The sequence below is a fragment of the Mesorhizobium sp. P170090 genome, assembly GCF_057786115.1.
Genome location: NZ_JBYNWH010000001.1, coordinates 3,429,553 through 3,454,365, shown reverse-complemented (window position 1 = coordinate 3,454,365; position 24,813 = coordinate 3,429,553). Strand labels below are relative to the sequence as shown.

Annotated in this window: 19 protein-coding genes and 1 pseudogene; 11 read left to right on the top strand and 9 right to left on the bottom strand. The window is 64.4% G+C overall.

The features are described 5' to 3' along the window. Positions 1 to 190: 190 nt before the first annotated feature. Positions 191 to 1,084, bottom strand: coding sequence for a LysR family transcriptional regulator (locus AC3EML_RS16570; protein WP_352520933.1), 894 nt, complete (start codon positions 1,082 to 1,084; stop codon positions 191 to 193). Between the two features lie 141 nt (positions 1,085 to 1,225). Between AC3EML_RS16570 and AC3EML_RS16565 the strand changes: the two are divergent. The 10 genes and pseudogenes from AC3EML_RS16565 (at position 1,226) to AC3EML_RS16520 (ending at position 12,197) form a co-directional block, all read left to right on the top strand. Beyond that, positions 1,226 to 2,411: pseudogene (locus tag AC3EML_RS16565) on the top strand (MFS transporter). Next, complete coding sequence (locus AC3EML_RS16560; protein WP_352563417.1) at positions 2,408 to 2,878, top strand: cyclophilin-like fold protein; 471 nt, start codon at positions 2,408 to 2,410, stop codon at positions 2,876 to 2,878. The pseudogene AC3EML_RS16565 and the gene AC3EML_RS16560 overlap by 4 nt, the downstream one beginning before the upstream one ends. Positions 2,879 to 2,897: 19 nt before the next feature. Then, positions 2,898 to 3,293, top strand: coding sequence for a (R)-mandelonitrile lyase (locus tag AC3EML_RS16555; protein WP_023700619.1), 396 nt, complete (start codon positions 2,898 to 2,900; stop codon positions 3,291 to 3,293). Positions 3,294 to 3,318: 25 nt separating this feature from the next. Further along, positions 3,319 to 4,335 (top strand): zinc-dependent alcohol dehydrogenase family protein, encoded by a 1,017-nt coding sequence (locus AC3EML_RS16550; protein WP_352520935.1) that lies wholly within the window; start codon positions 3,319 to 3,321, stop codon positions 4,333 to 4,335. A 150-nt stretch (positions 4,336 to 4,485) separates the two neighbouring features. Further along, the gene (locus AC3EML_RS16545) at positions 4,486 to 4,824 is read left to right on the top strand and encodes a lipocalin-like domain-containing protein (RefSeq protein WP_488505263.1); all 339 of its coding nucleotides are present in this window, start codon (positions 4,486 to 4,488) and stop codon (positions 4,822 to 4,824) included. A 29-nt stretch (positions 4,825 to 4,853) separates the two neighbouring features. Continuing rightward, complete coding sequence (locus tag AC3EML_RS16540; protein ID WP_352497281.1) at positions 4,854 to 6,035, top strand: arabinose transporter; 1,182 nt, start codon at positions 4,854 to 4,856, stop codon at positions 6,033 to 6,035. A gap of 300 nt (positions 6,036 to 6,335) precedes the next feature. Beyond that, the gene (locus AC3EML_RS16535) at positions 6,336 to 10,424 is read left to right on the top strand and encodes a Pls/PosA family non-ribosomal peptide synthetase (protein WP_352520936.1); all 4,089 of its coding nucleotides are present in this window, start codon (positions 6,336 to 6,338) and stop codon (positions 10,422 to 10,424) included. Further along, the gene (locus tag AC3EML_RS16530) at positions 10,424 to 10,882 is read left to right on the top strand and encodes a GNAT family N-acetyltransferase (RefSeq protein ID WP_031199606.1); all 459 of its coding nucleotides are present in this window, start codon (positions 10,424 to 10,426) and stop codon (positions 10,880 to 10,882) included. The genes AC3EML_RS16535 and AC3EML_RS16530 overlap by 1 nt, the downstream gene beginning before the upstream one ends. After that, positions 10,879 to 11,547 (top strand): 4'-phosphopantetheinyl transferase family protein, encoded by a 669-nt coding sequence (locus tag AC3EML_RS16525; RefSeq protein WP_023832847.1) that lies wholly within the window; start codon positions 10,879 to 10,881, stop codon positions 11,545 to 11,547. Before AC3EML_RS16530 ends, AC3EML_RS16525 begins: the two co-directional genes overlap by 4 nt. Before the next feature lie 113 nt (positions 11,548 to 11,660). Then, positions 11,661 to 12,197: a dihydrofolate reductase family protein gene (locus tag AC3EML_RS16520; protein ID WP_023712768.1), complete on the top strand. Its 537-nt coding sequence runs from the start codon at positions 11,661 to 11,663 to the stop codon at positions 12,195 to 12,197. A 169-nt stretch (positions 12,198 to 12,366) separates the two neighbouring features. On the opposite strand, the gene AC3EML_RS16515 is transcribed toward AC3EML_RS16520, so the two are convergent. From AC3EML_RS16515 to AC3EML_RS16495, 5 genes are all read right to left on the bottom strand, one after another. Continuing rightward, the gene (locus AC3EML_RS16515) at positions 12,367 to 13,227 is read right to left on the bottom strand and encodes a patatin-like phospholipase family protein (protein WP_023712767.1); all 861 of its coding nucleotides are present in this window, start codon (positions 13,225 to 13,227) and stop codon (positions 12,367 to 12,369) included. After that, on the bottom strand, positions 13,224 to 14,600 hold the full coding sequence (locus AC3EML_RS16510) for a M16 family metallopeptidase (RefSeq protein WP_023821174.1): 1,377 nt from the start codon (positions 14,598 to 14,600) through the stop codon (positions 13,224 to 13,226). The genes AC3EML_RS16515 and AC3EML_RS16510 overlap by 4 nt, the downstream gene beginning before the upstream one ends. A gap of 188 nt (positions 14,601 to 14,788) precedes the next feature. Beyond that, entirely contained in the window at positions 14,789 to 16,144 is a 1,356-nt protein-coding gene (locus tag AC3EML_RS16505; RefSeq protein ID WP_352520937.1) for a M16 family metallopeptidase, read from the bottom strand. A gap of 96 nt (positions 16,145 to 16,240) precedes the next feature. Further along, positions 16,241 to 16,795, bottom strand: coding sequence for a 16S rRNA (guanine(966)-N(2))-methyltransferase RsmD (gene rsmD, locus AC3EML_RS16500; RefSeq protein ID WP_023671544.1), 555 nt, complete (start codon positions 16,793 to 16,795; stop codon positions 16,241 to 16,243). A gap of 47 nt (positions 16,796 to 16,842) precedes the next feature. Further along, positions 16,843 to 19,041, bottom strand: a complete 2,199-nt coding sequence (locus AC3EML_RS16495; protein ID WP_352520938.1) for a pseudouridine synthase — start codon at positions 19,039 to 19,041, stop codon at positions 16,843 to 16,845. 180 nt (positions 19,042 to 19,221) lie between these two features. Between AC3EML_RS16495 and AC3EML_RS16490 the strand changes: the two genes are divergently transcribed. Continuing rightward, positions 19,222 to 19,674, top strand: coding sequence for a nucleoside deaminase (locus tag AC3EML_RS16490; protein WP_352520939.1), 453 nt, complete (start codon positions 19,222 to 19,224; stop codon positions 19,672 to 19,674). Between the two features lie 28 nt (positions 19,675 to 19,702). Here AC3EML_RS16490 and AC3EML_RS16485 read toward each other — a convergent pair whose 3' ends face one another. The 3 genes from AC3EML_RS16485 to AC3EML_RS16475 form a co-directional block, all read right to left on the bottom strand. Continuing rightward, positions 19,703 to 20,386 (bottom strand): hypothetical protein, encoded by a 684-nt coding sequence (locus tag AC3EML_RS16485; protein ID WP_023682973.1) that lies wholly within the window; start codon positions 20,384 to 20,386, stop codon positions 19,703 to 19,705. A 201-nt stretch (positions 20,387 to 20,587) separates the two neighbouring features. Next, the gene (ileS, locus tag AC3EML_RS16480) at positions 20,588 to 23,569 is read right to left on the bottom strand and encodes an isoleucine--tRNA ligase (protein ID WP_352520940.1); all 2,982 of its coding nucleotides are present in this window, start codon (positions 23,567 to 23,569) and stop codon (positions 20,588 to 20,590) included. Positions 23,570 to 23,803: 234 nt separating this feature from the next. Beyond that, positions 23,804 to 24,607 (bottom strand): MipA/OmpV family protein, encoded by an 804-nt coding sequence (locus AC3EML_RS16475; protein WP_023824511.1) that lies wholly within the window; start codon positions 24,605 to 24,607, stop codon positions 23,804 to 23,806. Positions 24,608 to 24,813 lie beyond the last annotated feature (206 nt).

Genomic DNA, 24,813 nt, shown 5'->3' with positions numbered 1-24,813 from the left:
GTTCGGAAAAACCGGCGAAAAGATCGGGTGGCATAAGCTTCCCAGTCGGGATTCCGCGTTCTTCCTTTTTGGACCACCAACAAATTCGCAGCGGCGGCGCAGCGCCTGCTGCAGCGGCGGCATGAACAGCCTGGCCAGGTAGAACCTGCCATCTACCAAGCTCAGCCTCTATGATCCAAACAGTCTCGGGTCACATGCGATGGCGGAGCGCGTCGATGATCACCGCCATCGCAGGGGAGAGCTGTCGCCTGCTCGGATAGTAGAGGTGATAGCCGGCAAAAGGCGGGCTCCAGTCGTCAAGCACGAGCCTGAGGCGTCCCTCGGCGATGTGGTGGCTGACGAGGTTTTCCGGGACATAGGCGATCCCGAAACCGCTTGTCGCAGCCTCGATCATGGGAATGGACGAATTGAAGGTGAGTTGGCCTTCCACCCGCACACGAAGGTCGCGGCCGTCCCTGGCGAATTCCCAGGCATACAATCCGCCGAACGTCGCCTGCCGCATATTGATGCAGTCATGGTCGACCAGGTCCTGGGGCGCGGTCGGAACCGGATGGCGGGAAAAGTAGTCCGGCGAAGCCACGGCCACGAGCCTCCAATCCGGCCCGATGCGCACCGCGATCATATCCCGGTCGATGCTCTCGCCAAGCCGCACGCCTGCGTCGAAGCGCTCCTCCACAATGTTCTTCATGCCGTTGTCGCTGTAGAGCTCGACGCGAACGTCGGGATTGTCGTTCAGCAAGGGCTGGAGCTTCGGCCAGACGGTCGTCTGGAGCGCATGGTCGGACAGGGTGATGCGGACCGTTCCGGAGGGCTTGTCGCGAAACGCCACCAGGCTTGCGAGGTCGGATTCGATTTCCTCGAAGCGGGGAACGAGAGATTGGAAAAGTCGCTCGCCGGCCTCGGTCGGAGAGACGCTCCGCGTCGTACGCGTCAGCAGGCGGACGCCAAGACGAGCTTCAAGCTCCTTGATTGTCGAACTCAGGGTCGACTGCGAGGTTCCGAGCTTTGCCGCCGCCCTGGTGAAGCTGCGCTCCCGGGTGACCGCCACGAACCAGAGCAGATCCTTCATGCCATCGCGCTGCATAGGGCACCTCCCGCCGGACATTCATATCATGAGCAGATAAGTCCATGCGGATTACTTAGTCTACTTAAATGGGTTCCCCTGCAATATCTTCTGGCAGCGATGGCGGCTGATCCGTCCGGCCGCTTTGCCAGGATGCCAATCATGGAAACGACATACGACACAAGGCTGGTCGAAAACCGCACCGCATGGGGCGCAGTGTTGTCGATGGCGTTGTGTGTTTTCGTGCTCATCGCGTCGGAATTCATGCCGGTCAGCCTGCTGTCGCCGCTAGCGGCCGATCTCGGCATCACCGAGGGCCGCGCGGGACAGGCGATCTCGATTTCGGGCGCTTTCGCCGTCGTGACCAGCCTGCTGGTCGCCGGCCTCACGCGCCACATCGACCGCCGACTGGTCGTGACCGGCTTCACCCTCCTCCTCATCGTGTCCGGTCTGGCTGTCACCTTCGCGCCGAACTACGCGTTGCTCATGGTCGGCCGGGCGCTGCTCGGCATCGCGATCGGCGGGTTCTGGTCGATGTCGACCGCGGTCGTCATGCGCCTCGTGCCGCAAGACATGGTTCCGAAGGGTCTCGCCATGCTGAACGCCGGCAATGCCATTGCGGCCACCATCGCCGCGCCGCTGGGCAGTTTTCTCGGCGCCTATGTCGGCTGGCGCGGCGCTTTCTTCCTCGTCGTGCCGTTTGGCCTCCTGGCGCTGGCCTGGCGGTGGACAAGCCTGCCGGCGCTGCCCCCGCGCCGCAGGAATCGTGCCGGCAATCCGCTGGCGCTGCTCGGCCGTCTTCCCGTCGCCACCGGCATGGCGTCGATCATGATGCTGTTCATGGGCCAGTTCGCGCTCTTCACCTATCTGCGGCCCTTCCTCGAGAACGTCACCCGGCTCGACATCGCCGCCCTCTCGGCGGTCCTGCTGGCGATGGGGCTGGCCGGGGTGCTCGGCACATGGTGCGTCGGCCGGCTTCTGCGCACGCGTCTGTTCAGCATCCTCACCCCCGCTGGTCATGGCTGCGCTGGCCGCCGCGCTCATCGCCCTCGGTGCACTCCCGGGTCCCACAGCGCTGCTGCTCGTTGCCTGGGGCTTCTTCGGCATGGCCGCGCCGGTCGGTTGGGGCACGTGGCTCAGCCGAACGTTGCCGAACGACGCGGAGGCCGGCGGCGGGTTGCAGGTAGCCGTCATCCAGCTCGCCATCACCGGCGGCGCCGCGATCGGCGGCACGCTCTTCGATACGGTCGGCTGGTGGGGGCCGTTCACTCTGGGCGCGGTGCTGCTCTGCGGATCGGCGCTCGCCGCCCTCGCCGCAGCGCATATGGCCCGGAGGTCTTTGCCATGACGATCGAACATGCGCCGCTCAGCCGCCGGACATTGCTCGGCGCCGCGCTCGCGGTGGCGGCCCTGCCTCGCACAGCCGCCAGCCAGGAAGGCCAATCTCCCGTCAGCCAGGAGCCCACCGACATGAAGATCAGGATGGTTTTCAACGGCCGCACCATGACCGCCACGCTCTACGACAATCCGTCGGCGCGCGACTTCTTCTCCATGCTGCCGCTCGACCTCGAGATCGAGGACTACGCCCACAACGAGAAGATCGCCTATCTGCCGCGCAAGCTGACCGAGGAGGGAAGCGGTCCGTTCGCCGACGAGCAGCCCTACGACCTGTGCTATTTCATGCCCTGGGGCAACCTGGCCATGTTCCATGCCGACTACCGCCATCCCGGGCTGATCAGGCTTGGCCGCTTCGACGAGGGCGAGCAGGCCCTGCACATTCGCGGCAAATTCCCGCTTGGCATCGAACGCATTTGAGGACGCAAAGGAGATCACCATGGACATTCTTCGCGCCGGCACCAGGCCTTCCGGCAAGGGACCGCCTGACTGGTTCACCGGAACGGTGCGGATCGATCCGCTCTTCAATCCCTTCGACGCCGAGCGGGTTCAAGGCGCACAGGTAACCTTCGAGCCCGGCGCCCGCACCGCCTGGCACACGCATCCGCTCGGCCAGACGCTGATCGTCGTCTCGGGCCTCGGCCGAGTTCAGCGCGAAGGTGGCCCGGTCGAGGAAATCCGTCCAGGCGACGTCGTCTGGTTCGCGCCCGGCGAAAAGCACTGGCACGGCGCGTCGCCTCGGACCGCCATGACCCACATTGCCCTCCAGGAGGTCAAGGACGGCAAGGTCGTGGACTGGCTGGAACATGTCAGCGAAGCCGACTACGGCGGCTGATCTTCTCCCCTCGGAAGGAACCAACATGCTTGCAACCGTTCTTCACAAACCGGGCGACATACGCTGCGAGGAAATCGCCGATCCGAAAATCATGCGGCCGACGGACGCCATCATCAAGCTGTCGGCAAGCTGCATCTGCGGCTCGGACCTGTGGCCCTATCGTGGGCTGCAGCCGGTCGCCGGGCCTATGCATATGGGCCACGAATATTGCGGCATCGTCGTCGAGGTCGGCACAGAGGTGCGCACGGTCCGTCCCGGCCAGTTCGTCGTCGGGTCGTTCTGCCTCTCGGACAACACCTGCCCGCATTGCCGCTTCGGCTTCCAGTCGTCTTGTGTGCAGCGCGAGTTCATGTCGGGCGCGCAGGCGCCTTACGCCCGCGTACCCTTGGCCGATGGCACACTGGTCGCCACCGCCGAGGTGCCGCCGGCCGACCTCATCCCTGACCTGCTGGCGGTGTCCGATGTGCTCGGCACCGGCTGGTATGCGGCCGACGCAGCCGAGGTCCGCGAAGGATCGACGGTGGTCGTGGTCGGCGATGGTGCGGTCGGCCTGATGGGCGTGCTTGCGGCCAAGGAGATGGGCGCCGAGCGCATCATCGCCATGAGCCGGCACGCCAGCCGCCAAAAGCTCGCCCGCGAGTTTGGCGCGACCGACATCGTCGCCGAGCGCGGCGAGGAAGGCGTGGCCCTCATCAAGGAACTCACCAAGGGCGTCGGCGCGGACTCCGTGCTGGAATGCGTCGGCACGGGAGAATCCTTCGACCAGGCGCTGGCCTGCTCCCGCCCCGGCGGCACCATCGGCTATGTCGGCGTGCCGCATGGCGTGAACTTCGACGGCCAAAAACTATTCTTCGGCCAGAAACGCATGCTGGGCGGCCCGGCGCCGGTGCGCCGCTTCCTGCCCGACCTGATGGACCGTGTGCTGCAAGGTCGGATCAAGCCCGGCAAGGTCTTCGACCTCAAGCTGCCGTTGGCCGAGGTCGCTGAAGGCTACCGCGCCATGGACGAGCGTCGCGCCATCAAGGTCATGCTTTCGGTGTGAGCAGCAATCAGGCGGACGGCCTGTGCGCACCCAAAACTCAGAAAAGGAACAACATATGACAATGAGATTGAAGATTGCCGCCTTGCGCTTGCGCTTTCGGTCGCCACGCCGGCTTTCTCGCAAGAATCCGCGATCATCGGCGCATGGCGCATGATTTCGCTCGAGGCCGGGGCAGAGGGAAACCTGAAGCCCGTGCCCTATTCCGGCCAGGTCATCTTCACCGAGGCCGGCACCCTCTCGGTGCAGGCGCAGAACCCCGACACCAAGGCGCCGGACACGCCTTACACGGCGAATGGCTACGAAGCCTATTACGGGCCGGTCGCCATCAACGACCAGGACAAGACCTTCGTCATCACAATCGATTCCTCCCTGGTCCGCAACCTCGTCGGGAAGAGCATGAAACGCAAATTCGAGGTCTCGGACAACAAACTGGTCCTCACGCCTGACAACCCGGCCGAAGGCTGGCGCGTGACCTACGAACGCTACTGATCCGAACAGTTGGGTTGCCGATGGCCAAGATGGCGCGGATTTCAGACCGAAATGGCGTCATGGCGGAACTGGTGCCGATCATGGCGGCTGTCTTCGCCGGCTTCCTGCTGATCGGCCTGGCGCTACCCGTCCTGCCGCTGCATCTTGACCAGCAGCTCGGCTTCGGCCCCTTCGCAGTGGGACTGGTGACGGGCAGCCAGTTCGTCGCCTCGATGCTGTCGCGCATCGGGGCTGGAAACTATGCCGATGGACGCGGCGGCAAGCGCGCCGTCATCGTCGGCCTCGTTGCCGCTGCCCTTGCCGGGCTATTTTACCTCGGCTCGCTGGCATTGCTCGACCGGCCGGTAGCGTCCGCATCCGCGCTGTTCGCCGGACGGGCGGTACTGGGCGCGTCCGAGAGCTTCATCATCACCGGCGGCGTCGCCTGGGGCCTCTCCGTTGCTGGCGGACAGAACTCCGGAACAGTCATAGCCTGGGTGGGCACGGCGATGTTTGCGGCGCTCGCGCTGGGAGCGCCGGTCGGATCCGCGCTTTATGCGGCGAGCGGTTTCACCGCGATCGCACTCGCGACGATCGTCCTGCCGCTGGCGACGCTGCTTGCCATCCTGCCGATGCGCGGCACCGGCGCCGTCGCGGGCAGCGCGCCGCAGTCATGGAGGAGCGTGGCGAAAGCGGTCTGGCTTCCTGGCGTCGGAGCTGCTTTCAGCAGCCTCGGCTATGGTGCTATTCTGGGCTTCGGCGCCCTGCTCTTCGCCGAGCGGGGCTGGCAGCCGGTATGGCTTCCCTTCACGGCCTATGCCGCGTCGCTGATCGTGGCAAGGCTGTGCTTCGGCCACCTGCCCGACAGGCTTGGAGGCGCACGCGTCGCCGTGATCTTCGTCGCGGTCGAGGCGGCAGGGCTGATGCTGATCTGGCTTGCGACCGGGCCTGTTGTCGCCGCAATCGGAGCGGGTCTGACTGGCCTCGGCTACTCGCTGGTCTATCCCGGCCTCGGCGCCGAGGCCGTAGGCCATCTTCCGTCGCGCAGCCGCGGCCTGGCCATGGGACTCTACACCGTCTTCCTCGACGTGGCGCTCGGCTTCGGCAGTCCGGCGCTCGGCCTGGTCGCCGCGTCGACCGGGCTGCAATTCGTCTTCTTCGCCGTTGCGGCGGCAACGCTTCCGGCGTTGGGCATCGCTCTGCTGCTGGGTCGCCGTAGCGCTCCATTATAGACAGCTCGCCGGCGCCGTCTGCATGAGGTTCGCTCATAGTCTCTTTCCGGGTCGCCACGGAGGCTGAACCCCTCCCCGCAAGGGTCGACGAGGCCCCGGCAAATCCCCGCCCAGACACACTCCAGAAACAAAATTCAACAGTTCGGAAAAACCGGCGAAAAGATCGGGTGGCATAAGCTTCCCGGATTCCGGGTTCTTCCTTTTTGGAAGCCCTCCACCAACAAAATCGCAGCGGCGGCGCAGTGCCTCCTCCAGCGGCCGCATGAACAGCCGGGCAATGCCCGGCGAGGACGAGAAAGTATGGACATGGACTACGATATCGCCGAACTGGACAGCGACGCGGCAACGGCGATCGGCAGCCTGGCAAGCATCGATGCGCTGGCAAGGATCGCTCGCGGCCCGGCAAGGGACGGCCAGGTCCTGACGGGCGCCGACTTTGCCCTGCAGCCGGGTGAGCGGCTCGATACGGTGTTCGAGCAGCTCGCCGTGACATTCGCCACGTTGCCGGCGGTGATCTCCGACGGACGCGTGTGGACCTATCAGGAGCTGAACAGCCGTGCCAACCAGTTCGCCCGCATGCTGATCAAGCACGGCGTGCGGCCGGGCCACCGGGTCGGGCTCATTCTCGATCGGTCGGCGGAGACCTATGTCGCGTTGCTGGCGGTGATGAAGGCGGGGGCTGCCTTCGTGCCGCTGGCCACCGCGTTTCCGCAGGAGCGGATGGCGCTGATCATCGAAGACGCCGCCGTCAGCATGATCGTCACCATCGCCGCCTATGCGTCGCGCGCCGGTCAACTGCCCGTTCCCCATGTGCTGATCGACAGCGCCGCCGCCGAGATTTCCGCGCAGTCGCCCGCGCCGCTGAAGCCGCAGGCGGCCGACGACATTTGCTACATCCTCTATACCTCGGGCACCACCGGCAAGCCCAAGGGCGTGGTCATCACGCACCAGAGCTTCGTCAATTTCATACACGTCGCGGCCGCCTCCTACGGCTACCGGCCGGGCGACCGGGTGTATCAGGGCATGACCATTGCCTTCGACTTTTCCTCCGAAGAGATCTGGGTGCCGTTCGTCGCCGGCGCGACGGTGGTGCCGGCTCCTGGCCAGATGCCGCTGGTGGGCGAGGAACTGGCGGATTTCCTGCGCCTCCATGACATCACCTGCATGGCCTGCAGCCCGACCTTGCTGTCGTCGATGACATCGGACGTTCCCAGCCTGCGCACGCTTCTGGTGGGCGGCGAGGCCTGCCCGCACAATCTGGTGGTGCGCTGGTCGAAGCCGGGCCGGCAGATCCTCAACACCTACGGGCCGACCGAGGCGACCGTCACCGCAACGATGGGGGCGCTGACGCCGGACCGTCCCGTCACGATCGGCGCGCCGTTGCCGACTTACTCGATCGTCATTCTCGACGCTTCGCTGCCGCAACTTGCCGAGCCCGGTGAACTGGGCGAGATCGGCATTGCCGGCATCGGGCTCGCCGTCGGTTATCTGAACCGGCCGGACCTGACCGACCAGAAATTCATCGCCGATTTCGTCGGCCTGCCGAACAACCCGTCGCAGCGCATCTACCGCACCGGCGATCTTGGCCGGATCAACGATAGCGGCGAGATCGAGTATGCCGGGCGCATCGACACGCAGGTGAAGATTCGCGGCTATCGCATCGAGCTCGGCGAGATCGAGGCGGTGCTGCTCGACCAGCCCGAGATCGCCCAGGCCGCCGTCACCACCTGGGAGATCGAACCCGGTCGCGTCGAACTGGTTGCCTATTACGCGCTTAAAACCGGCGTAGCGGCGATTTCCCGAGGGGATCTCGCCCAGACGATGAAGCGGCGGCTGCCCGACTACATGGTGCCCGGCTATCTGGAGGAACTGCCTGCCATCCCGATGACCGTCTCCAACAAGGTAGACCTGCGCCAACTGCCGAAGCCGACGAGCGTCCGGCTTTCGGCCGATCGCACAATGGTGCCGCCCGGCAATGAGGACGAGCGATTCCTGGCGGAAGCGCTGGCCACGGTGCTGAAATTCGACGCGGTGTCGGTCGAGGATCACTTCTTCGACGATCTCGGCGCCAACTCCTTGCTGATGGCGCATTTCTGCGCGCGCGTGCGCACCAGGAAGGAATGGGCGACGACGTCGATGCGCGACATCTATCTCTATCCCACAGTGGCGCGCCTGGCGCTGCATCTGGGGGTAGCGGAGGAGATGACGACGGCAACCAACGAGCCGGTCCTCACCCGCCGGGCCTCGAATTTCGCCTACTGGACCTGCGGCGCGGCGCAGCTTTCGTTCTACGGCCTCTACAGCTACGTGGCGCTCTGGGCGATCAATGACGGCCTCAACTGGATGTATGACGCGCTCGACGATCCGCTGCAGCTCTATATCCGGTGCGTGGCGCTTTCGGCGGCCGTGTTCTTCGGCATGTCGGGCTTTGCCGTCCTTGCGAAATGGGTGCTCATCGGCCGGTGGAAGGCCGAGGCGTTTCCGATCTGGGGCGTGCCCTACTTCCGCTTCTGGGTGGTCAAGACATTGATCCGCACCGCGCCCGTCGTGCTGTTCCGCGGCAGCCCGCTCTACAGCCTCTATCTGCAGCTGCTCGGCACCAAGCTCGGGAAAAACGCCGTCATCGAATCGAAATCCGTGCCCGTCTGCACGGATCTTATTTCCATCGGCGCCAACACCATCCTGCGCAAGGAATCGATGATCCTCGGCTTCAGGGCCCAGTCCGGTTATATCCACACCGGGCCGCTGACCATCGGCCGCGATGCCTTTGTCGGCGTCGGCTCCACGCTCGATATCGACACCAGGATCGGCAACGGCGCCCAGCTCGGCCATTCGTCCTCGCTGCATCGCGGGCAAAGCATTCCCGACGGCGAGCACTGGCATGGATCGCCGGCGGTGCCGACCACGGCGGACTATTGCAAGGTGCGCAATGTCAATCCTTACCAGGTCCGGCGCTTCCTCTATGAAGCGCTGCAGCTGATCGGCCTGTTTGGCCTCGTCACCCCGCTGCCGCTCCTGTTCCACAGCTACTGGGAATATGTCGGCGACGACTATCAGGAGACGATCGGCCTTGTCGCAATCGGCACCACGGTCACGCTTTTCGGCTATATCGCGGCGGCTTTCCTGGCAGCGACGCTGGTGCCGCGCCTGACCAGCCTCATCTTGAAGCCGGGCCGCACCTACACGCTTTACGGTTTCCGCTACTGGCTGCAGACCGTCGCCGAATTCGCCAGCAATTCCCGCGTGCTCGGGCTCCTGGCCGGCGACAGCTCGGCCGTCGTGCACTACATGCGCGCCATCGGCTGGAACCTCAACAGAGTGGTGCAGACCGGCTCCAATTTCGGCTCCAACCAGCAGCACGAAAATCCGCTTCTGTGCGAGATCGGCACCGAGACCATGGTCTCGGACGGGCTGTTCATGATCAACATGCACAAGTCCGCCTCGGCCTTCAGGCTCGAGCCGACGCGCATCGGCGAACGCAACTATCTCGGCAACAACATCTATTATCCCCCGGACGGCCGCACCGGCGACAACGTGCTGCTCGGCACCAAGGTGATGATCCCCATCGATGGGCCGGTGCGCGAGAATGTCGGCCTTCTCGGTTCGCCTGCGTTTGAAATCCCGCGCATGGTGAACCGCGACAAGGAGCTTATCGCCGGCGTCGACGAGGCCGACCGGCGCCGGCGCATCCCGCACAAGAACCGCCACAACCTGGTGACCATTCTTCTGTTCCTGGCAACGCAATGGGTCATGCTGTTCGTCACGCTGGCGATCTGGGACCGGGCGCTGAACTACTATACGGAATGGGCGGAGGTCGCCCTGTTCGCCGCCGTGCTTTTGACCTCGGCGATCACCATTCCGTTCTACATTCTGGTCGAGCGGGCAAGCCTTGGCTTTGGCCGGTTAAAGCCGCAGATGACGACGATCTACGACGTCGCCTTCTGGCGCCACGAACGCCACTGGAAGCTGGCGGATTCGCCGATCGTGCGCCTGTTCGCCGGCACGCCGTTCCGGCCGATGATCCTGCGCCTGCTCGGCGTCAAGGTCGGCAGCCGGGTCTATGATGGCGGCAGCAACCTGACCGAGCGCTCGCTGGTCGAGATCGGCGACGACGTCACGCTCAACGAGGGCTGCGTCATTCAGGCCCACTCGCTGGAAGAAGGCGCGTTCAAGTCCGATTTCATCCGCATCGGCGATGGTTGCACGCTCGGACCTTCCGCCTTTGTCCACTACGGCGTGGTGATGGGCAAAGGCTCGATGGTCGACGCGGACTCCTTCGTGATGAAGGGCGAAGAGCTGGAACCCAACTCGATCTGGCGGGGCAACCCGGCCAAGCTGCATCGCTTCGTCGAGCCGCTGCCGGAGGATAGCGTCAAGGCAACGGCTTGATGGGCGCAGACGTCCGTCTCGTTTCGGTGACTGCGGCCAACCGGGCCCTGGTCGCGGCTCTGGAACTGGCCGCGGATCAGATCGATTTTGTCGCCAGCAATGCGGAGTCGCTGGACGAAGCCGAAACCGACGGGGACGCACGGCCGCGCGTCGTCATGGCAGGGGATCGCGTCGTCGGTTTCCTGATGTATGAGGCGCCAGAGGACGACGACGAGGCGCGGATCTACCGCTTCATGATCGATCGCGTCCATCAGGGCCAAGGCTACGGCAAGGCCGCTTTGCGCGAAGTGCTGGATGAAATCATGCGGCTCGGCCACATCAGCCACGTTTCGATCTGCTACGAACCTGGGAATGAAGCGGCACGCCGCCTCTATCGCGCTGCCGGTTTCGTCGAAGAAGGGCCCGACGAGGACGGGGAAATGATCGCCGACCTCGCTCTGCGGGGCGAACAGCCATGACGCGCCCGCTCGATGCCGGCGCCAGCCTGTCGGCGCAGTTGCTGGCGGCGATGGCCGCCATGGCACCCGCCGGCGTTCGGATCGGATGCCGCACGATCCGCGAAGGCGATGAGAACCATTTGCTGCCGCAGGAAGCACACTCCATCCCGTCACGCCTGCCGCTGATGCGGCGGGCGAGTGGCGCGGCGCGGTGGATCGCGCACGAGTTGCTGGCGGATATGGGCTTGAACGACGTCGCTATCCTCCGCGGCTCCTCCGGCGCACCGGTATGGCCTCATGGAGTAACGGGGTCGCTGGCTCACGACGACGAGATGGCCGTGGCGGCCGTCGCGCCGCTCTCCCACGTCGCCTCGCTCGGCATCGATATCGAGCCCGCTTTGCCCCTGCCCGACGACATCTTCGCGCTGGTTGCAGCCCCCGCTGACCGGATCGACGCAACCGACCCGTATCTTGCCGGTCGCATCCTTTTTGCCGCCAAGGAAGCTGTCTACAAGGCCGCCTACCCGCTTGATGGCGAAGTGCTGGGCTATGAGGACATCACCGTCGATCTCGACGCAAGCGACGCTGTGACGAAGACGGGCCGCAGAGCGAGACTGGTTTACTGCGTTGCTCCGTGTGTGGTCGTTCTGGCGTTTGTCGATGGTGTCCGAAGCGCCCCCCTTTAAGCGCGATGGGCCAGCGCCCGACAGCAACGCCTGCTCAACAAAGCGCTTTTTTTTCGCAGAGCGGTCGCAAAAGGCTCACACGGTTCGTCCTTTGACAGAAGAAGGAGAGCGCCATGAGAAACCTTATTGTCACCGAATTCATCAGCATCGATGGCATCGCCGAGGTCGAGAAGCTGCCCAGCGTGACCTGGAACGATGAGATGCAAAGGTTCAAGGAGGACGAGCTTGCCGACAGCGGGGCCATGCTTCTGGGGCGCACGACCTACGAGATTTTTGCCGGCTCTTGGCCCAAGGAAACCGGAGACTTCGCCGACCGGTTCAATGCGCTGCCGAAATATGTCGCGTCGACAAGCCCGAAGGCACTCGACTGGAAACCGGCCGAGTTGCTGAAGGGTGTGTTGCCGGAAGCGGTTCGGGCGCTGAAGCAAGGCAGCGGCGGCAACATCTATGTGCATGGCAGCCTGAGCGTCGCGCGGGAATTGCTGCGCCATGGTCTGGTCGATCGCGTCAGGCTGCTGAGCTACCCTGGCTCCGTCGGGGAGGGCAAGAAGCTGTTCCCGCCCGATATGCCGGTGGCGTTGGAGCCGATCTCGACCGTACAGTTCAGCAATGGCGTGGTGGCGCTGGAATATGCGGCTGGGAGGGTGTGAGACGCTGGTGGGGTAATCTCCCCTTTAGGGGGAGATGTCGCCGAAGGCGACAGAGGCGGTCGGTCCGTCCTGACGCAACCTCCTATCGACAGTAGGAGGTCTAGCTTCACGCGAGACGACCCCCTCTGGCCTGCCGGCCATCTCCCCCTCGAGGGGGGAGATCGGCAGCTCACCCTACTTTCTTCCCCCGCTTGCCCTTGGCACGCGCCTCGACCACTCTTTCCACCTCGCGCTTCAGTTCGTCCTTGACCTCCTGCGTCTCGGCCATCAGCGTGTCGATCTTCATGAAATCGAGCACGCGGTATTTCGACACTGGCGGGCGGATCAATATGTCTGGTGGGCGCTGGTTCAGCTTGTGGGCGATGATCGACTGCATCATCAATTGCGTCGCGCCATACATCAGGTCGACCGTGGTCGGGTGCTTGCGCTCGGCCTCGCTCGGCGCGCCGACGACGTCGATGGCGATGATGATGTCGGCGTCGTTTTCGATGAGGTCGAACGGCACCGGATTGTAGATGCCGCCGTCGATCAGCACGCGGTCGTCGCGCGTCACCGGGCGGAACACGGCGGGAATGGCAGCCGAGGCGGCGAGCGCCGAATGCAGGTCGCCCTCGTCGAAGACGGCCAGCTTGTGACCGAAATAGTCCGTCGCCGTCACCTTCAGCGGGATTTTCAGCTCGGCGAAGGTTTCCGGGATGGCTTCCGGCAGGAACGCCTTCAAGATGCGCTCTATGTTGAACTGGCTGACTCGGATGCCGCCCTGCATCGCCTCGGCGATGGTGCCGGGACGCGAGCGCCACATGCGCGCCGCCACCTCGGCGCGGCGGCCGAGGATCGAGCGGGCGTAGTCCTCGATGTCCTTGCCGCTCATGCCCGAGGCCATGCCGGCGCCCATGATGGCGCCGATCGAGGAGCCGGCGATGGCCACGGGCTTGATGCCGAGCTCGTCCAGCGCCTCGACGATGTGGATATGGGCGAGGCCGCGCGCGCCGCCGCCGCCAAAGGCGATACCGAAAGTCGGACCTGTCATTTGGCCTCCAGCTTCGGCCCGATGCTCATGATCGCGGGCGCCGGCGTCAGCAGCTTCTTCGCCGCTGCCTTGACCTGATCGAGCGTCACGCCGTTGATGAGCGCCGCGCGGCGCTGCACGTAGTCGATGCCGAGATTGTCGAGCTGCAATTCCACCAGGGTCGCGGCAATGGCGCTGGAAGAATCCAGATTGCTGATAGCATAGGAGCCGACCATGTATTTCTTGGTCGCGTCCAGCTCGGCCTCGGTCGGCCCCTCCTGCGCCATCTTCTTGACCACCTCCTTGACGATGCCGAGCGTCTCGGCGGCGCGGTCGGAACGCGTCGCCGTGGTGATGATCAGCGCATTGGAATGCTGGTGGTCGACCAGGTTGGAATCGACGGAGTAGGCCAAGCCGCGCTTTTCCCGCACCTCGTCATAGAGGCGCGAGGTGAAGGTGCCGCCGCCGAGAATCTGGTTCATCAGCACCGCAGGGAAGAAATCCGGCGCATCGCGCTTCACACCGGGATAGGCAAACTGCAGCGAGGTCTGCGGCAGGTCGTAGTCGACCTCGAGCTGCTGGCCGAGCTTCAGCTCGGTATCGGCAACCGGTTGCAGCACCTGCTTTTCCGGCAGATCGCCGAAGACCTCGTCGAGCTTCCGTTTCAGCGTCGCGGCATCTATGTCGCCGACCACCGCAACATGCAGGCCGCTGCGGGCGAAATTGGCCTTGTGGAAGGCAGCCAGATCCGCCGCCGTGATGGTGGCGATGCTGTCCTTGGTGCCCTGGTCGGGCCTGGAATACGGATGTTCGCCATAGATGGCGCGCAGCCATTTGGTTTGCGCGACGGTGTTGGGGTCACGCTCATTGGCGATGATGCCGGACAGGATCTGGGCGCGGATACGGTCGATCGGCGCCTGGTCGAAGCGCGGGCTGGTGACCGCCAGCCTGAGCAGGTCGAAGGCCGCATCCTTCTGCTCGGCCAGCATCCGCATCGCGCCATAGGTGCCGTCGCGCGCCGCTTCGAAGCCCATTTCGGCGCCGGCATCGTCAAGCTTGATCTGGAAGGCCTCGCTGTCGAGGTCGCCGGCGCCCTCGTCGAATAGGCCGGTCATCAGATTGACCAGCCCTTCCCGCCCCGCCGGATCCTGCGTCGAGCCGCCATCGAAGACGAAGCGGATGGCGACGATCGGAATGGAGTGGTCCTCGACCAGCCAGGCGTTGACGCCTTTCGATGAGGTCACCGGCTGAATGTCCATCGCGTGCGCGGCAAGCGCCGGCAGGATGAGGAAGAAGATGCCGAGGAACAGTGTGGCGAAGACGTGGAGAACCGCGATGCGCCTATGAGTAATCCCATCAGGCCATTGATCGCCAAGGTCAGCTCCGCCCCTCATCGCGCTGCCGGGCACTTCTCCCCGTATAGTGACGGGGAGAAGGGGTCTCGCCGCGACGCTGGCGCTCTTCTTACGACGCTGATGGTTGGTGAAATCGACGATGACAGCGCCCCTCTCCCCGTCACTATAGGGGGAGAGGATGCCGGCAGGCAGGTGAGGGGCAGCGCTAACGCTCAATCTCGTCATCATCAATTCCCCGCCTGTTGCTGCGGCAAGAGATAGCCGGTCGTCGTACGATCGAGCAGCAGATAGCGTGCGGCGACCGCCTTGATCTCATCGGCGGTGACCTTGCGAATGCGTTCCGGCCATTCCTCGTTATCCCTGACGTTGCCGCCGGTGGCGAGCTCGGCGCCGTAGAGATTGGCCATCTCGTCCTGCTTGTCGCGGGCGAAGATCATGGCCCTGATATAGCGGGCCTTGGCCTTCTCCAGCTCATCGGCGGTGACGCCGTCCTTGACGATGCGGGCGATCTCGGCGTCGACGGCCGCCTCGACGTCGCTCAGCTTGGCGTCGCCGCGCGGCGCGCCATAGACGGTGAAATTGGTGGCGTCGAGCATCGTACCCTGGAAGAAGGCGCCGGTCGCCGATGCGATGCCTTGCTTGACCACGAGTTGCTGGTAGAGCCTGCTGCGGCTGCCGCCGCCAAGGATCTCTCCCAGCAGGTCGAGCGCCTCGGCCTCGCCGGGTTTTGCCGTGTGGTAGGACGGAACCACCCATTGCGTCGAAAAGCTCGGCACCGAAACGCGCCCATCGGTGAGCGTCACCGTGCGCTTGGTGTTCTGCTCCGGCTCGACCGGGCGGATGCGCGGGGGCAGGTCGGGACCGCGCGCGACCTTGCCATAGGTTTTTTCGGCCAGCGCCTTCACGACCTCCGGCTCGACATCGCCGGCCACGATCAGCACCGCATTGTTGGGGCGGTAGTATTTGTCATAGAAGGCAACCGCATCGGTGCGGTTCAACTGCTCCATCTCCTGCATCCAGCCGATCACCGGAATGCGGTAGGGCTGGTTCTGCCAGAGCGTCGCGTCGACCTCCTCGTCGAGCACCGCCTGCGGATTGCTGTCGATGCGCGCGCGGCGCTCTTCCAGGATCACGTCGCGCTCGGTCTTGATGACCTCGTCGGTCAAGATGAGGTTGCGCATGCGATCGGCCTCGAAGCTCATCATCTCACCGAGTGCCGAGGGCGCCACCGTCTCGTGGAAGGCAGTGTAGTCATAGGAGGTGAAGGCGTTGTTGGAGCCGCCGATGGCCGATATGGCGCGGTCGAACTCGCCCGCGGCGTGGTTGGTCGTGGCCTTGAACATCAGGTGTTCGAAGAAGTGCGCTATGCCGGACTTGCCTGGCGGCTCGTCGGCGCTGCCGATCTTGTACCACACCATATGGGTGACGATGGGGGCGCGGTGATCGGGAATGACCACCACCTCCATGCCATTGTCGAGCAGGAAGTTGGCCACCTTGCCATCGTCCGCGGCCAGGGCCGGGCCGGCCATGGTCAGCGCGGTGGCGAGCAAGGCTCTCCGCAGCCATTCAGTATGAAATGTCATTGATGGCTCCGGTTGTTATCGCGCGACGATAGGCAAGGTTAGCCGCGGAGGCAAAGTGAATTGTGCGTCATTTTGAAGGCGCCGGTCGCTCCACCCTTACGCAAGCTCGATGAACCGGACCACCGTCTCGCCGTAGTTTCGTTCATCAACCACCGAGAATTCCGGCCCAATCTCGAAGGGCGCCGAGGCGGCTTCCTCGACCACGCAGAGCGCGCCGGGCAGCAACCAGCCGCCATCCCTGGCCGAGCGCAGGGCGCGCTCGCCAAGGCCCTTGCCATAGGGCGGATCGGCGAAGACCAGGCCGAATGCCGCAAGCGTACCGGCCTCACCCAGGGCGGTCGCGTCGCGGCGGAAGATCTTGGTGCGGCCGGTAAGGCCAAAAGCTTCGACATTGGTGCGGATCAGGCCGCGTCCTTCGGCCGATTCTTCGATAAAGACGCCATAGGAAGCGCCGCGCGACAGCGCTTCGAGGCCGAGAGCGCCGGTGCCGGCGAAAAGGTCGAGCACACGCGCGCCGTCGAGCTTGTCGGCAAAGCGGTGCGCCAGCACGTTGAAGACGGCCTCGCGGGCGCGGTCGGTCGTCGGGCGGATGGCATGGTCGCGCGGCGTCGCCAGCGGACGCCCGCGAAATTGGCCGCCGACGATTCTCATTTATGCCCGGGTCTCATTTAAGGCCGGATCTCATTTAAGTCCCGGCATCATCTGGTCCTCGGGCCCTTGGGACCGTTGCGTGGCCGCTCGCCGCCCCGACCGCCATCCGGACGCTCGCCACCCGGCTTGCCGAACGGCTTGGCTCCGCCCGGCTTGCCATAGGCCGGCTTGCCATAGGACGGCTTGCCATAGGACGGCTTGAACGACGCCTTGCGCGCCTTGGCCTCGGCCGCCTTGGCGGCATCGGCTTCCGCCCTGCCCTTGCCGATCGGACGCGCGCCCGGCGCCATCCAGACATTAGCCTTGCGCTGGCCCGGCGGATCGATCGGCCGCTGCTCGCGCTCGGGCTTCTTGCCGCCGCGCGGTTTGTCACCAAAGGCGCCGCGCGGCTTGTCGCCGAAGCCTCCACGGGGCTTGTCGCCAAAATCGCCGCGCGGCTTTTCGCGAAACTCGCTGCGCGGCTTGTCCGAAAACTCGCTGCGCTCGGGTCTCGGGCCGCGTTCGCCAAAGCTCTTTTCCGGCCTCGCGCCCCTTTCGGGACTGGTCGACAGCTTGCCGAGCGCTTCGTCGCGGCTGCCTTCGCGGCGCTTGCGGTTCTTGATCAGACCGCCCTCGCCGATCGGCCGATGGTCACCCTCGCGGGTGACTTTCGGCCGTTCCGGCTCCGCGTCACGCTCTCGCCGCACCGGCTGGTTGGAAAACGGCTTGATGATCTCGGCGTCGAAATTGGCGCCGGATTCCTCGACCAGTCGCTCGCCGAGCTGGTCGCGCAAGACGCGGCCCTTGATCTCCAGCACATGGCCTTCGGCGAGATCGTCGAGCTGGAACGGTCCGTAGGAGATACGGATCAGCCGCGTCACGTCGAGGCCGAGCGATCCAAGGATGTTCTTCACTTCGCGGTTCTTGCCTTCGCGCAGGCCGATCGTCAGCCAGGCGTTGGTGCCTTGCTCACGGTCGAGCGTCGCTTCGATGGCGCCGTAGAAGACGCCGTCGACGGCAATGCCTTCACGCAGGCCTGCGAGCATGCTTTCCTCGACCTTGCCATGGACGCGCACGCGGTAACGGCGCAGCCAGCCAGTGGCAGGCAGTTCGAGCACGCGCGACAGACCGCCATCATTGGTGAGCAGCAGCAGGCCTTCGGTGTTGATGTCGAGGCGGCCGATGGTCATCAGCCGCGGCAATTCGGCCGGCAGCACGTCGAACACGGTCTTGCGGCCCTCGGGGTCGCGGTTGGTGGTAACGACGCCGGCCGGCTTGTGAAACAGGAACAGGCGGGTGCGCTCGATCGGCGGGATCTCCATGCCGTCGAGATGGATGATGTCGCCCGGCATGACGTTGAAGGCCGGCGAGGTCAAAGCCCGGTTGTTGACCTTGACACGGCCCGCCGCAATCAGGTCTTCGGCGTCGCGGCGCGACGCAAGGCCGGCGCGCGCCAACCGCTTGGCGATACGCTCGCCGGCTTCTTCAGCCTCGGCCGGACGCGGGCGCGGCTTGAAGGCGCCGCCAGATGCTTGCGGCCGGTCACCGCCGAAATCGCGCTTGGGGCGATCGCTGAAGTCACGCTTGGGACGATCTCCGGCGTCGCGCTGCGGGCGATCGCCAAAGTCGCGCTTTGGCCGGTCAAAACGCTTTTCGCCCTCGGCGGAAGCAGGCCGATCGCCGCGCGGTGCGTAGGGCTTGCGCGGCCCTTCACGCTTTTCGAAAGGCTTGCCTTCGGGACGCGGCCCCTTGCTGAACGGCCGATCGCCGCCCTTGAAATCGCGCTTTGGCCGCTCGCCATCGGCCGCAATCGGCCGATCGCCGCGCGGTACATAAGGCTTGCGCGGCCCCTCGCGCTTTTCATACGGCTTGCGTTCACCCTCGGCCGCCATAGGGCGATCCCCACGCGGCGCATAGGGTTTGCGCGGCCCTTCGCGCTTTTCATACGGCTTGCGCTCGCCTTCGGCTGCCATCGGCCGGTCACCGCGTGGTGCATATGGCTTGCGCGGTCCCTCGCGCTTTTCGAAAGGCTTGCCTTCGGGACGCGGACCCTTGCTGAATGGCCGGTCGCCACTTTTGAAATCGCGCTTGGGCCGCTCGCCCTCAGCCACTGCCGGCCGGGCGCTGCGCGGTGAATAGGGTTTCTTGGCCCCGAAGGAGGGTTTGCCGCTTTTGCCGGCGGCGCCATCGCGGCGCGGCCCCGCGGCTCCAGGGCCGCTTTTGCCCGGGCCTTTGTGGCGCGGAGATTTCTTGTCGTTGTCGTCCATGTGGCCTTTGCCTTGTTGCGCTGCTACAGCGTGGCGCATCCTTTCGGACGCGCAAAGGACGCTATAGCACTTTGATTTGGCGCATGATCATTTCCGAAAATCTGTTCCGATATTCGGGTTGACGCGCTCCATAACAGGATCACCGCCAAGTGGCGAGGAGATAATCGGAATGGAAACCGCTTGAAGCGGCCGGGTTTCATGGCGCTGGCGCTGAAAGAGGCGCAAGCCGCCGCCTTGCGCGGAGAAGTTCCCGTTGGCGCCGTCATCGCCAGCGGCGACACGGTGGTGGCATCCGCCGGCAACCGCACCCGCGAACTTGCCGATCCGACGGCGCATGCCGAAATGCTGGCGATCCGCGCGGCCTGCCAAACGCTCTCCAGCGAGCGGCTGACCGGCCACGACCTCTATGTGACGCTGGAACCCTGCGCCATGTGCGCCGGCGCCATTTCCTTCGCCAGGCTGCGCCGGCTCTATTTCGGCGCGGCCGACGAGAAGGGCGGCGCGGTGGTCAACGGCGTGCGCTTCTTCGCTTCGCCGACCTGCCACCATACGCCCGACATCTATCCGGGCATGGCCGAAGCCGATGCGGCGCTGCTGCTCAGGGACTTCTTTCGGGAAAGACGCGAAACGTAGAGCCTTCAGCTACCGAAGGCGACGGTTCCTACCAGGAGGGCAGCCAGTCGAAGAGCCCGCCGCTCTTGCCCTTGGCGGCCGCTTCCTTCTTGAGGCGGCGTTCCTTCTTGTATTCATCCTCGCCGAGTTCGCCCTGCGGCGCCGTGTCGGAGGCAGCTCGATAGGCCAGAGGCGGCTCGCTCAGGTATCTGCGAGTGTTGGGATCGCCCTGCTTTTGCTCTGCGGTGCGGCGCTGGATCTCGGCGGCGCGGCCCTTGTCTGAATCCTTCGGCGACCAGGCCGGCGGGTGGCTTGAGCCCGAATCCGCCAGCGCCTTCTTCACGGAAGCCGGATCGGTCTGCACGTCGTCGACGATCCCCGACTGATAGGACGGGTCGTCCTGGTGGGCAGTGGCGTCGGCACGCAGGCGGGCGCGGCGCTGCTCGGGCGATTCGGGCCAATCGGTGCTCGCCGTCTCGATGCTTTCCTGAGGCGGCGGCAGCACTTCCTTCTGCCCCGGCGCCGGCTTTACCAGCTCCGGACGCGGCCTGTAGTCGATCTGTTCCTTGTGCTTGGGCGTGATGGCGAAGGCGCCGGAAAGGTCGCCGGCAAGCTGCTCGCCAGCCGTCTTGTCGGTGCCGTAGGTCGGCGAACCCATGCAACCGGACAGAGCGAGGCCGGACGCGACAAGCGGCGCCAGCAGCGCAACGCGCACGGAAGTTCTGTCGATCATGCCAAAAAGTCCCACTCTAGACAGCCTCTCGATCGTCACCGGCCAAAGGCCCCGGTCCCCATCGTCCACGCTCTTGCGACGGAATTCCGGCGACAATTTGTCTTCCGGAGTTTCGCGTGTTTATCTCAACCACTCGTTAAGGGCAACGCGCGGGCGCTTTTCACCCGCCCGCCGTGGCATTTGTGCACCGGCTTTGAGCACTCACAAACGTCCCAGAGCCTTGAGTTCATGCAGCACGGCGGCATCGCGGGCAGACACGTCGGGGAATTCCACGTCCTGCCCGACATCGGCGGTATAGCGCCACGAACGCGCGCATTTGACCAAGCCGCGGTCCTCGGCCTTTTCGACCACCACCGCGACACCTTTGACATCGTCGAGCGCAAAGGCGCCTTCCGGCGCCTTGCCGTGGGCGATGACGAGATCGCTGGTGATCGCCATTTCGGCCATGTCGACATCGGCGATCGCGGCTTCAAGCGCGGCATCGTCGAGGGTCACGACCGGCACGGCTTCCAGCGAGGCACCGATGACCTTCTGAGCGCGTGCGATCTCGAGCGCGCCGGTGACGACGCGGCGAACCTGCCGCACCTTGCGCCATTTCTCAGCCAGTGCCTCGTTCTTCCAGTCGGCCGGAATCTCGGGGAACTGGTCGAGATGCAGCGAGACAGCATCCGGATGACGGTCGAGCCAGGCTTCTTCCGTGGTGAAGGGCAGCATCGGCGCCAGCCATTTCACCAGGCAGTCGAAGAGGTGGCGCACCACTTGCACCGAGGCCTTGCGCTTCACGCTGGCGGGTCCCTCGCAATAGAGCGCGTCCTTCCTGATGTCGAAATAGAAGGCCGACAGCTCGACCACCATGAAGTCGAGCAAAGTGCGGGTGATGCGTTTGAACTCGAACGCGTCGTAGCCCGAGCGCACGACCTCATCGAGCTCGGCCAGCCGATGCAGCATCAGCCGCTCCAGTTCCGGCATCTTGTCCAGCGGCACCTCCTCGCCATCGTCATGGGCGAGCGTGCCCAGCATCCAGCGGATGGTGTTGCGGAGCTTGCGGTAGGCGTCGATGTTGGTCTGCAGCACGTTCTTGCCGAGACGCTGGTCTTCCCAATAATCCGTCGTCACCACCCATAACCGCAGAATGTCGGCGCCGGACTGCTTGATGACGTCCTGCGGCACGACGGTGTTGCCGAGCGATTTCGACATCTTTCGCCCCTCCTCATCCATGGTGAAGCCATGGGTGACGACGGTGTCGTAAGGCGCCCTGCCCCTGGTACCGCAGCTTTCGAGCAGCGAGGAGTGGAACCAGCCGCGATGCTGGTCGGAGCCTTCGAGATAGACGTCGGCCGGCCATTTGAGGTCCGGACGGTCTTCCAGCGTGAAGACATGCGTCGAGCCCGAATCGAACCAGACGTCAAGGATGTCCATCACCTGCTTCCATTTGGAGGCCTCGTGATTGCCGAGGAAACGCTCCTTGGCGCCGGCAGCGAACCAGGCGTCGGCGCCTTCCCTCTCGAATGCGTCCATGATGCGCTGGTTGACGGCTTCGTCCTTCAGCACATTGCCGTCCTCGTCGGCAAAGACGGCGATCGGCACGCCCCAGGCGCGCTGGCGCGACAAGACCCAATCCGGGCGTTCCTCGATCATGGCGCGGATACGGTTCTGGCCGGCCGCCGGCACGAAGCGTGTGTCATCGATCGCCTTCAGCGCACGGCTGCGCAGCGTCGTGCCGTCGCCGAGGTCCTTGTCCATATAGACGAACCATTGCGGCGTGTTGCGGAAGATGATCGGCTTCTTCGACCGCCACGAGTGCGGATAGCTGTGCTTCAGCCGGCCGCGCGCGAACAGCGCATTGCGCTTGATCAGTTCGTCGATGACCGCCTGGTTGGCATTGCCCTTCTTGCCGTTGTCGTCGATGACGCGCGCCGCCCCGCCTTCGCGATCCGGGCCAAAACCCGGCGCGTCCCTGGTGAAGAAGCCGGCATCATCTACAGTGAAGGGGATGGCAGGGTCGATGCCACGTGCGCGCAAATCCGATGCCGCATCCATCCAGGCATCAAAGTCCTCGCGGCCATGGCCGGGCGCGGTATGGACGAAACCGGTGCCGGCATCGTCGGTCACATGATCGCCGGCCAGCATCGGCACGGCGAATTCGTAGCCGCCGCCGAGACCTTTGAAGGGATGTGAAAGTGTAAGGCTTCCAAGCTCTTCGACCGAAACGCTGCGAAGCCGATTCAAGGTGACCTTGGCCTTGGCCGAGGAGTCTTCGGCAAGCGCATCTGCAAGAATCAGCTTTTCACCGGGCTGTGGACCGAACGAATTTTCGGCTGCGGTAACTTCATAAAGGCCGTAGCCGATCCGTGACGAATAATTGACGGCACGGTTGCCGGGGATCGTCCATGGGGTTGTCGTCCAGATGACGACGTGGGCGTTGTCCAAAAGTGCAACGCTTTCCGGAACGCGCATGGACGGTGCAGCGTCTGATACAAAGTGCTCAACGCTCCAAAATCCTGACACAACTGGAAACTTCACCCAGATCGTGTCGGACTCATAGTCCTGGTATTCGATCTCGGCCTCGGCCAGTGCGGTGCGCTCGACGACGCTCCACATTACCGGCTTGGAGCCGCGATAGAGCTGGCCCGACATGGCGAACTTCAACAACTCCCCGGCGATGCGCGACTCCGAGTGGAAAGCCATTGTCGTATAGGGGTTCTTGAAATCGCCAACGACGCCGAGCCGCTGGAACTCGCCGCCCTGCACCGTGATCCAGTTCGCGGCGAAGTCGCGGCATTCCTTGCGGAACTCGTTGACCGGCACCTCGTCCTTGTTCTTGCCCTTGGCGCGGTACTGTTCCTCGATCTTCCATTCGATCGGCAGGCCGTGGCAGTCCCAGCCGGGCACGTAATTGGAGTCATAGCCGCGCATCTGGAACGAGCGGGTGATGACGTCCTTGAGGATCTTGTTCAGCGCGTGGCCGATATGGATGTTGCCGTTGGCGTAAGGCGGGCCGTCATGCAGCACGTATTTCTCGCGGCCTGCGGCCTCTTCGCGCAGCTTGCGGTAGAGATCCATGTCCTGCCAGCGCTTGACCAGCAGCGGTTCCTTTTCCGGCAAGCCGGCGCGCATCGGGAAATCCGTCTGCGGCAGGTAAAGCGTCTTGGAATAGTCGATCGTTTCAACAGTGTCGGTCATTGGTCTGCCATGTGCATTGCCCGGCGGGCGTAAAAGCTCGGGCGTGAACTATCATGATTTGGAAAAGCGCGAGGGGGGCGCGCAAAACTCCCGGCGGCTCCGGCGGCGCTCAGGCCGCCCGGAACACCGGGCCTGTAATTCGTATCGTCAGCGCGCGAACGCGTGAAAAGCTCGTCATTGCCGGGCTTTTAGCCGAGAAAGCCGCAGGAATAAAGCGTCTCTTGTTCGATTCACTTACATCGCGAAGTCGAAGCGATAGGTGGTCGAGACGCCGACCGTGAACTGGTTACGGTCGCCGCGCTCCTTGACCAGGCTGGAATCGGCGGCCGGGCCCATCAGGCGCGCATATTCGCCGAACAGGCTGGCGGTCATCGGATCGGTCACCTTCCAGGTGATGGCGCCACCAAGGCCGGTCGATTTCAGGCCGCCGCCAGGATGGTATTCGCTCAGGCCCGAGGCCGCAGCCTCCTTGGCGTTGACACCATAATAAGAGTCGAAATAGCCCGACGAGGCAAAGGACACGCGTGGTCCGCCCGAAATTCTGACAGTCGGCGTCACGTCGTAGAAAGCATCGGCGGCGATGTCGGCGACAAAGCCATCATGGGCACGAATGCCATGGCGCAGTTCGGCGCGGGCGCGCAGCCAGTCCGTCGGATAGATTTCGAAGAAGCCGCCGACCTCACCGCCCCAGCGCACCGGGTCGAGGCCCTTGAGCTCATCCTTGCTGTCGCGGGAAAACAGGAATTTTCCGGTCAGGCCGGCGCGGACGCCGCCATCGTCGACCAGCGCCAGCGAGATGTTGTCGTTGCGCGAGGTAAAGCGCGCGGCCGGGCCGGCCTTGCCCAGCGAGATGATCGGCGATGCGCTGAGCAGATAGCTGTTGGAGCCCTCGAATTTCGGCGCGACCATGCCGGTGGCGCCAAGCGTCAGGTACCAGTCGCCGGACATCCAGCCGAAGGCACCCTCGCCCGCATTGGCGGTGGACACAGTGAGCAGCGCCGAGGCGAGAAACAGCGGAATCGTCCAGACAATACGCATCATCACCCCATACGCGAAACAAACGGAGAGAACACCCGGCAGCCAAAGCCATGGCGCCGGTTCGGTAAAATTTGACTTAAAATCTACAGCAGTGGCGGCAACTGCGACCCTGTTTTTTGCGCTGTGGCCCATTTGAACAGGGCGCCGCCGGGCCTGTGGCGAGTTGACAGAAATAGCGAGGTTGCCTAAATTCGCGTTAGTGCAGA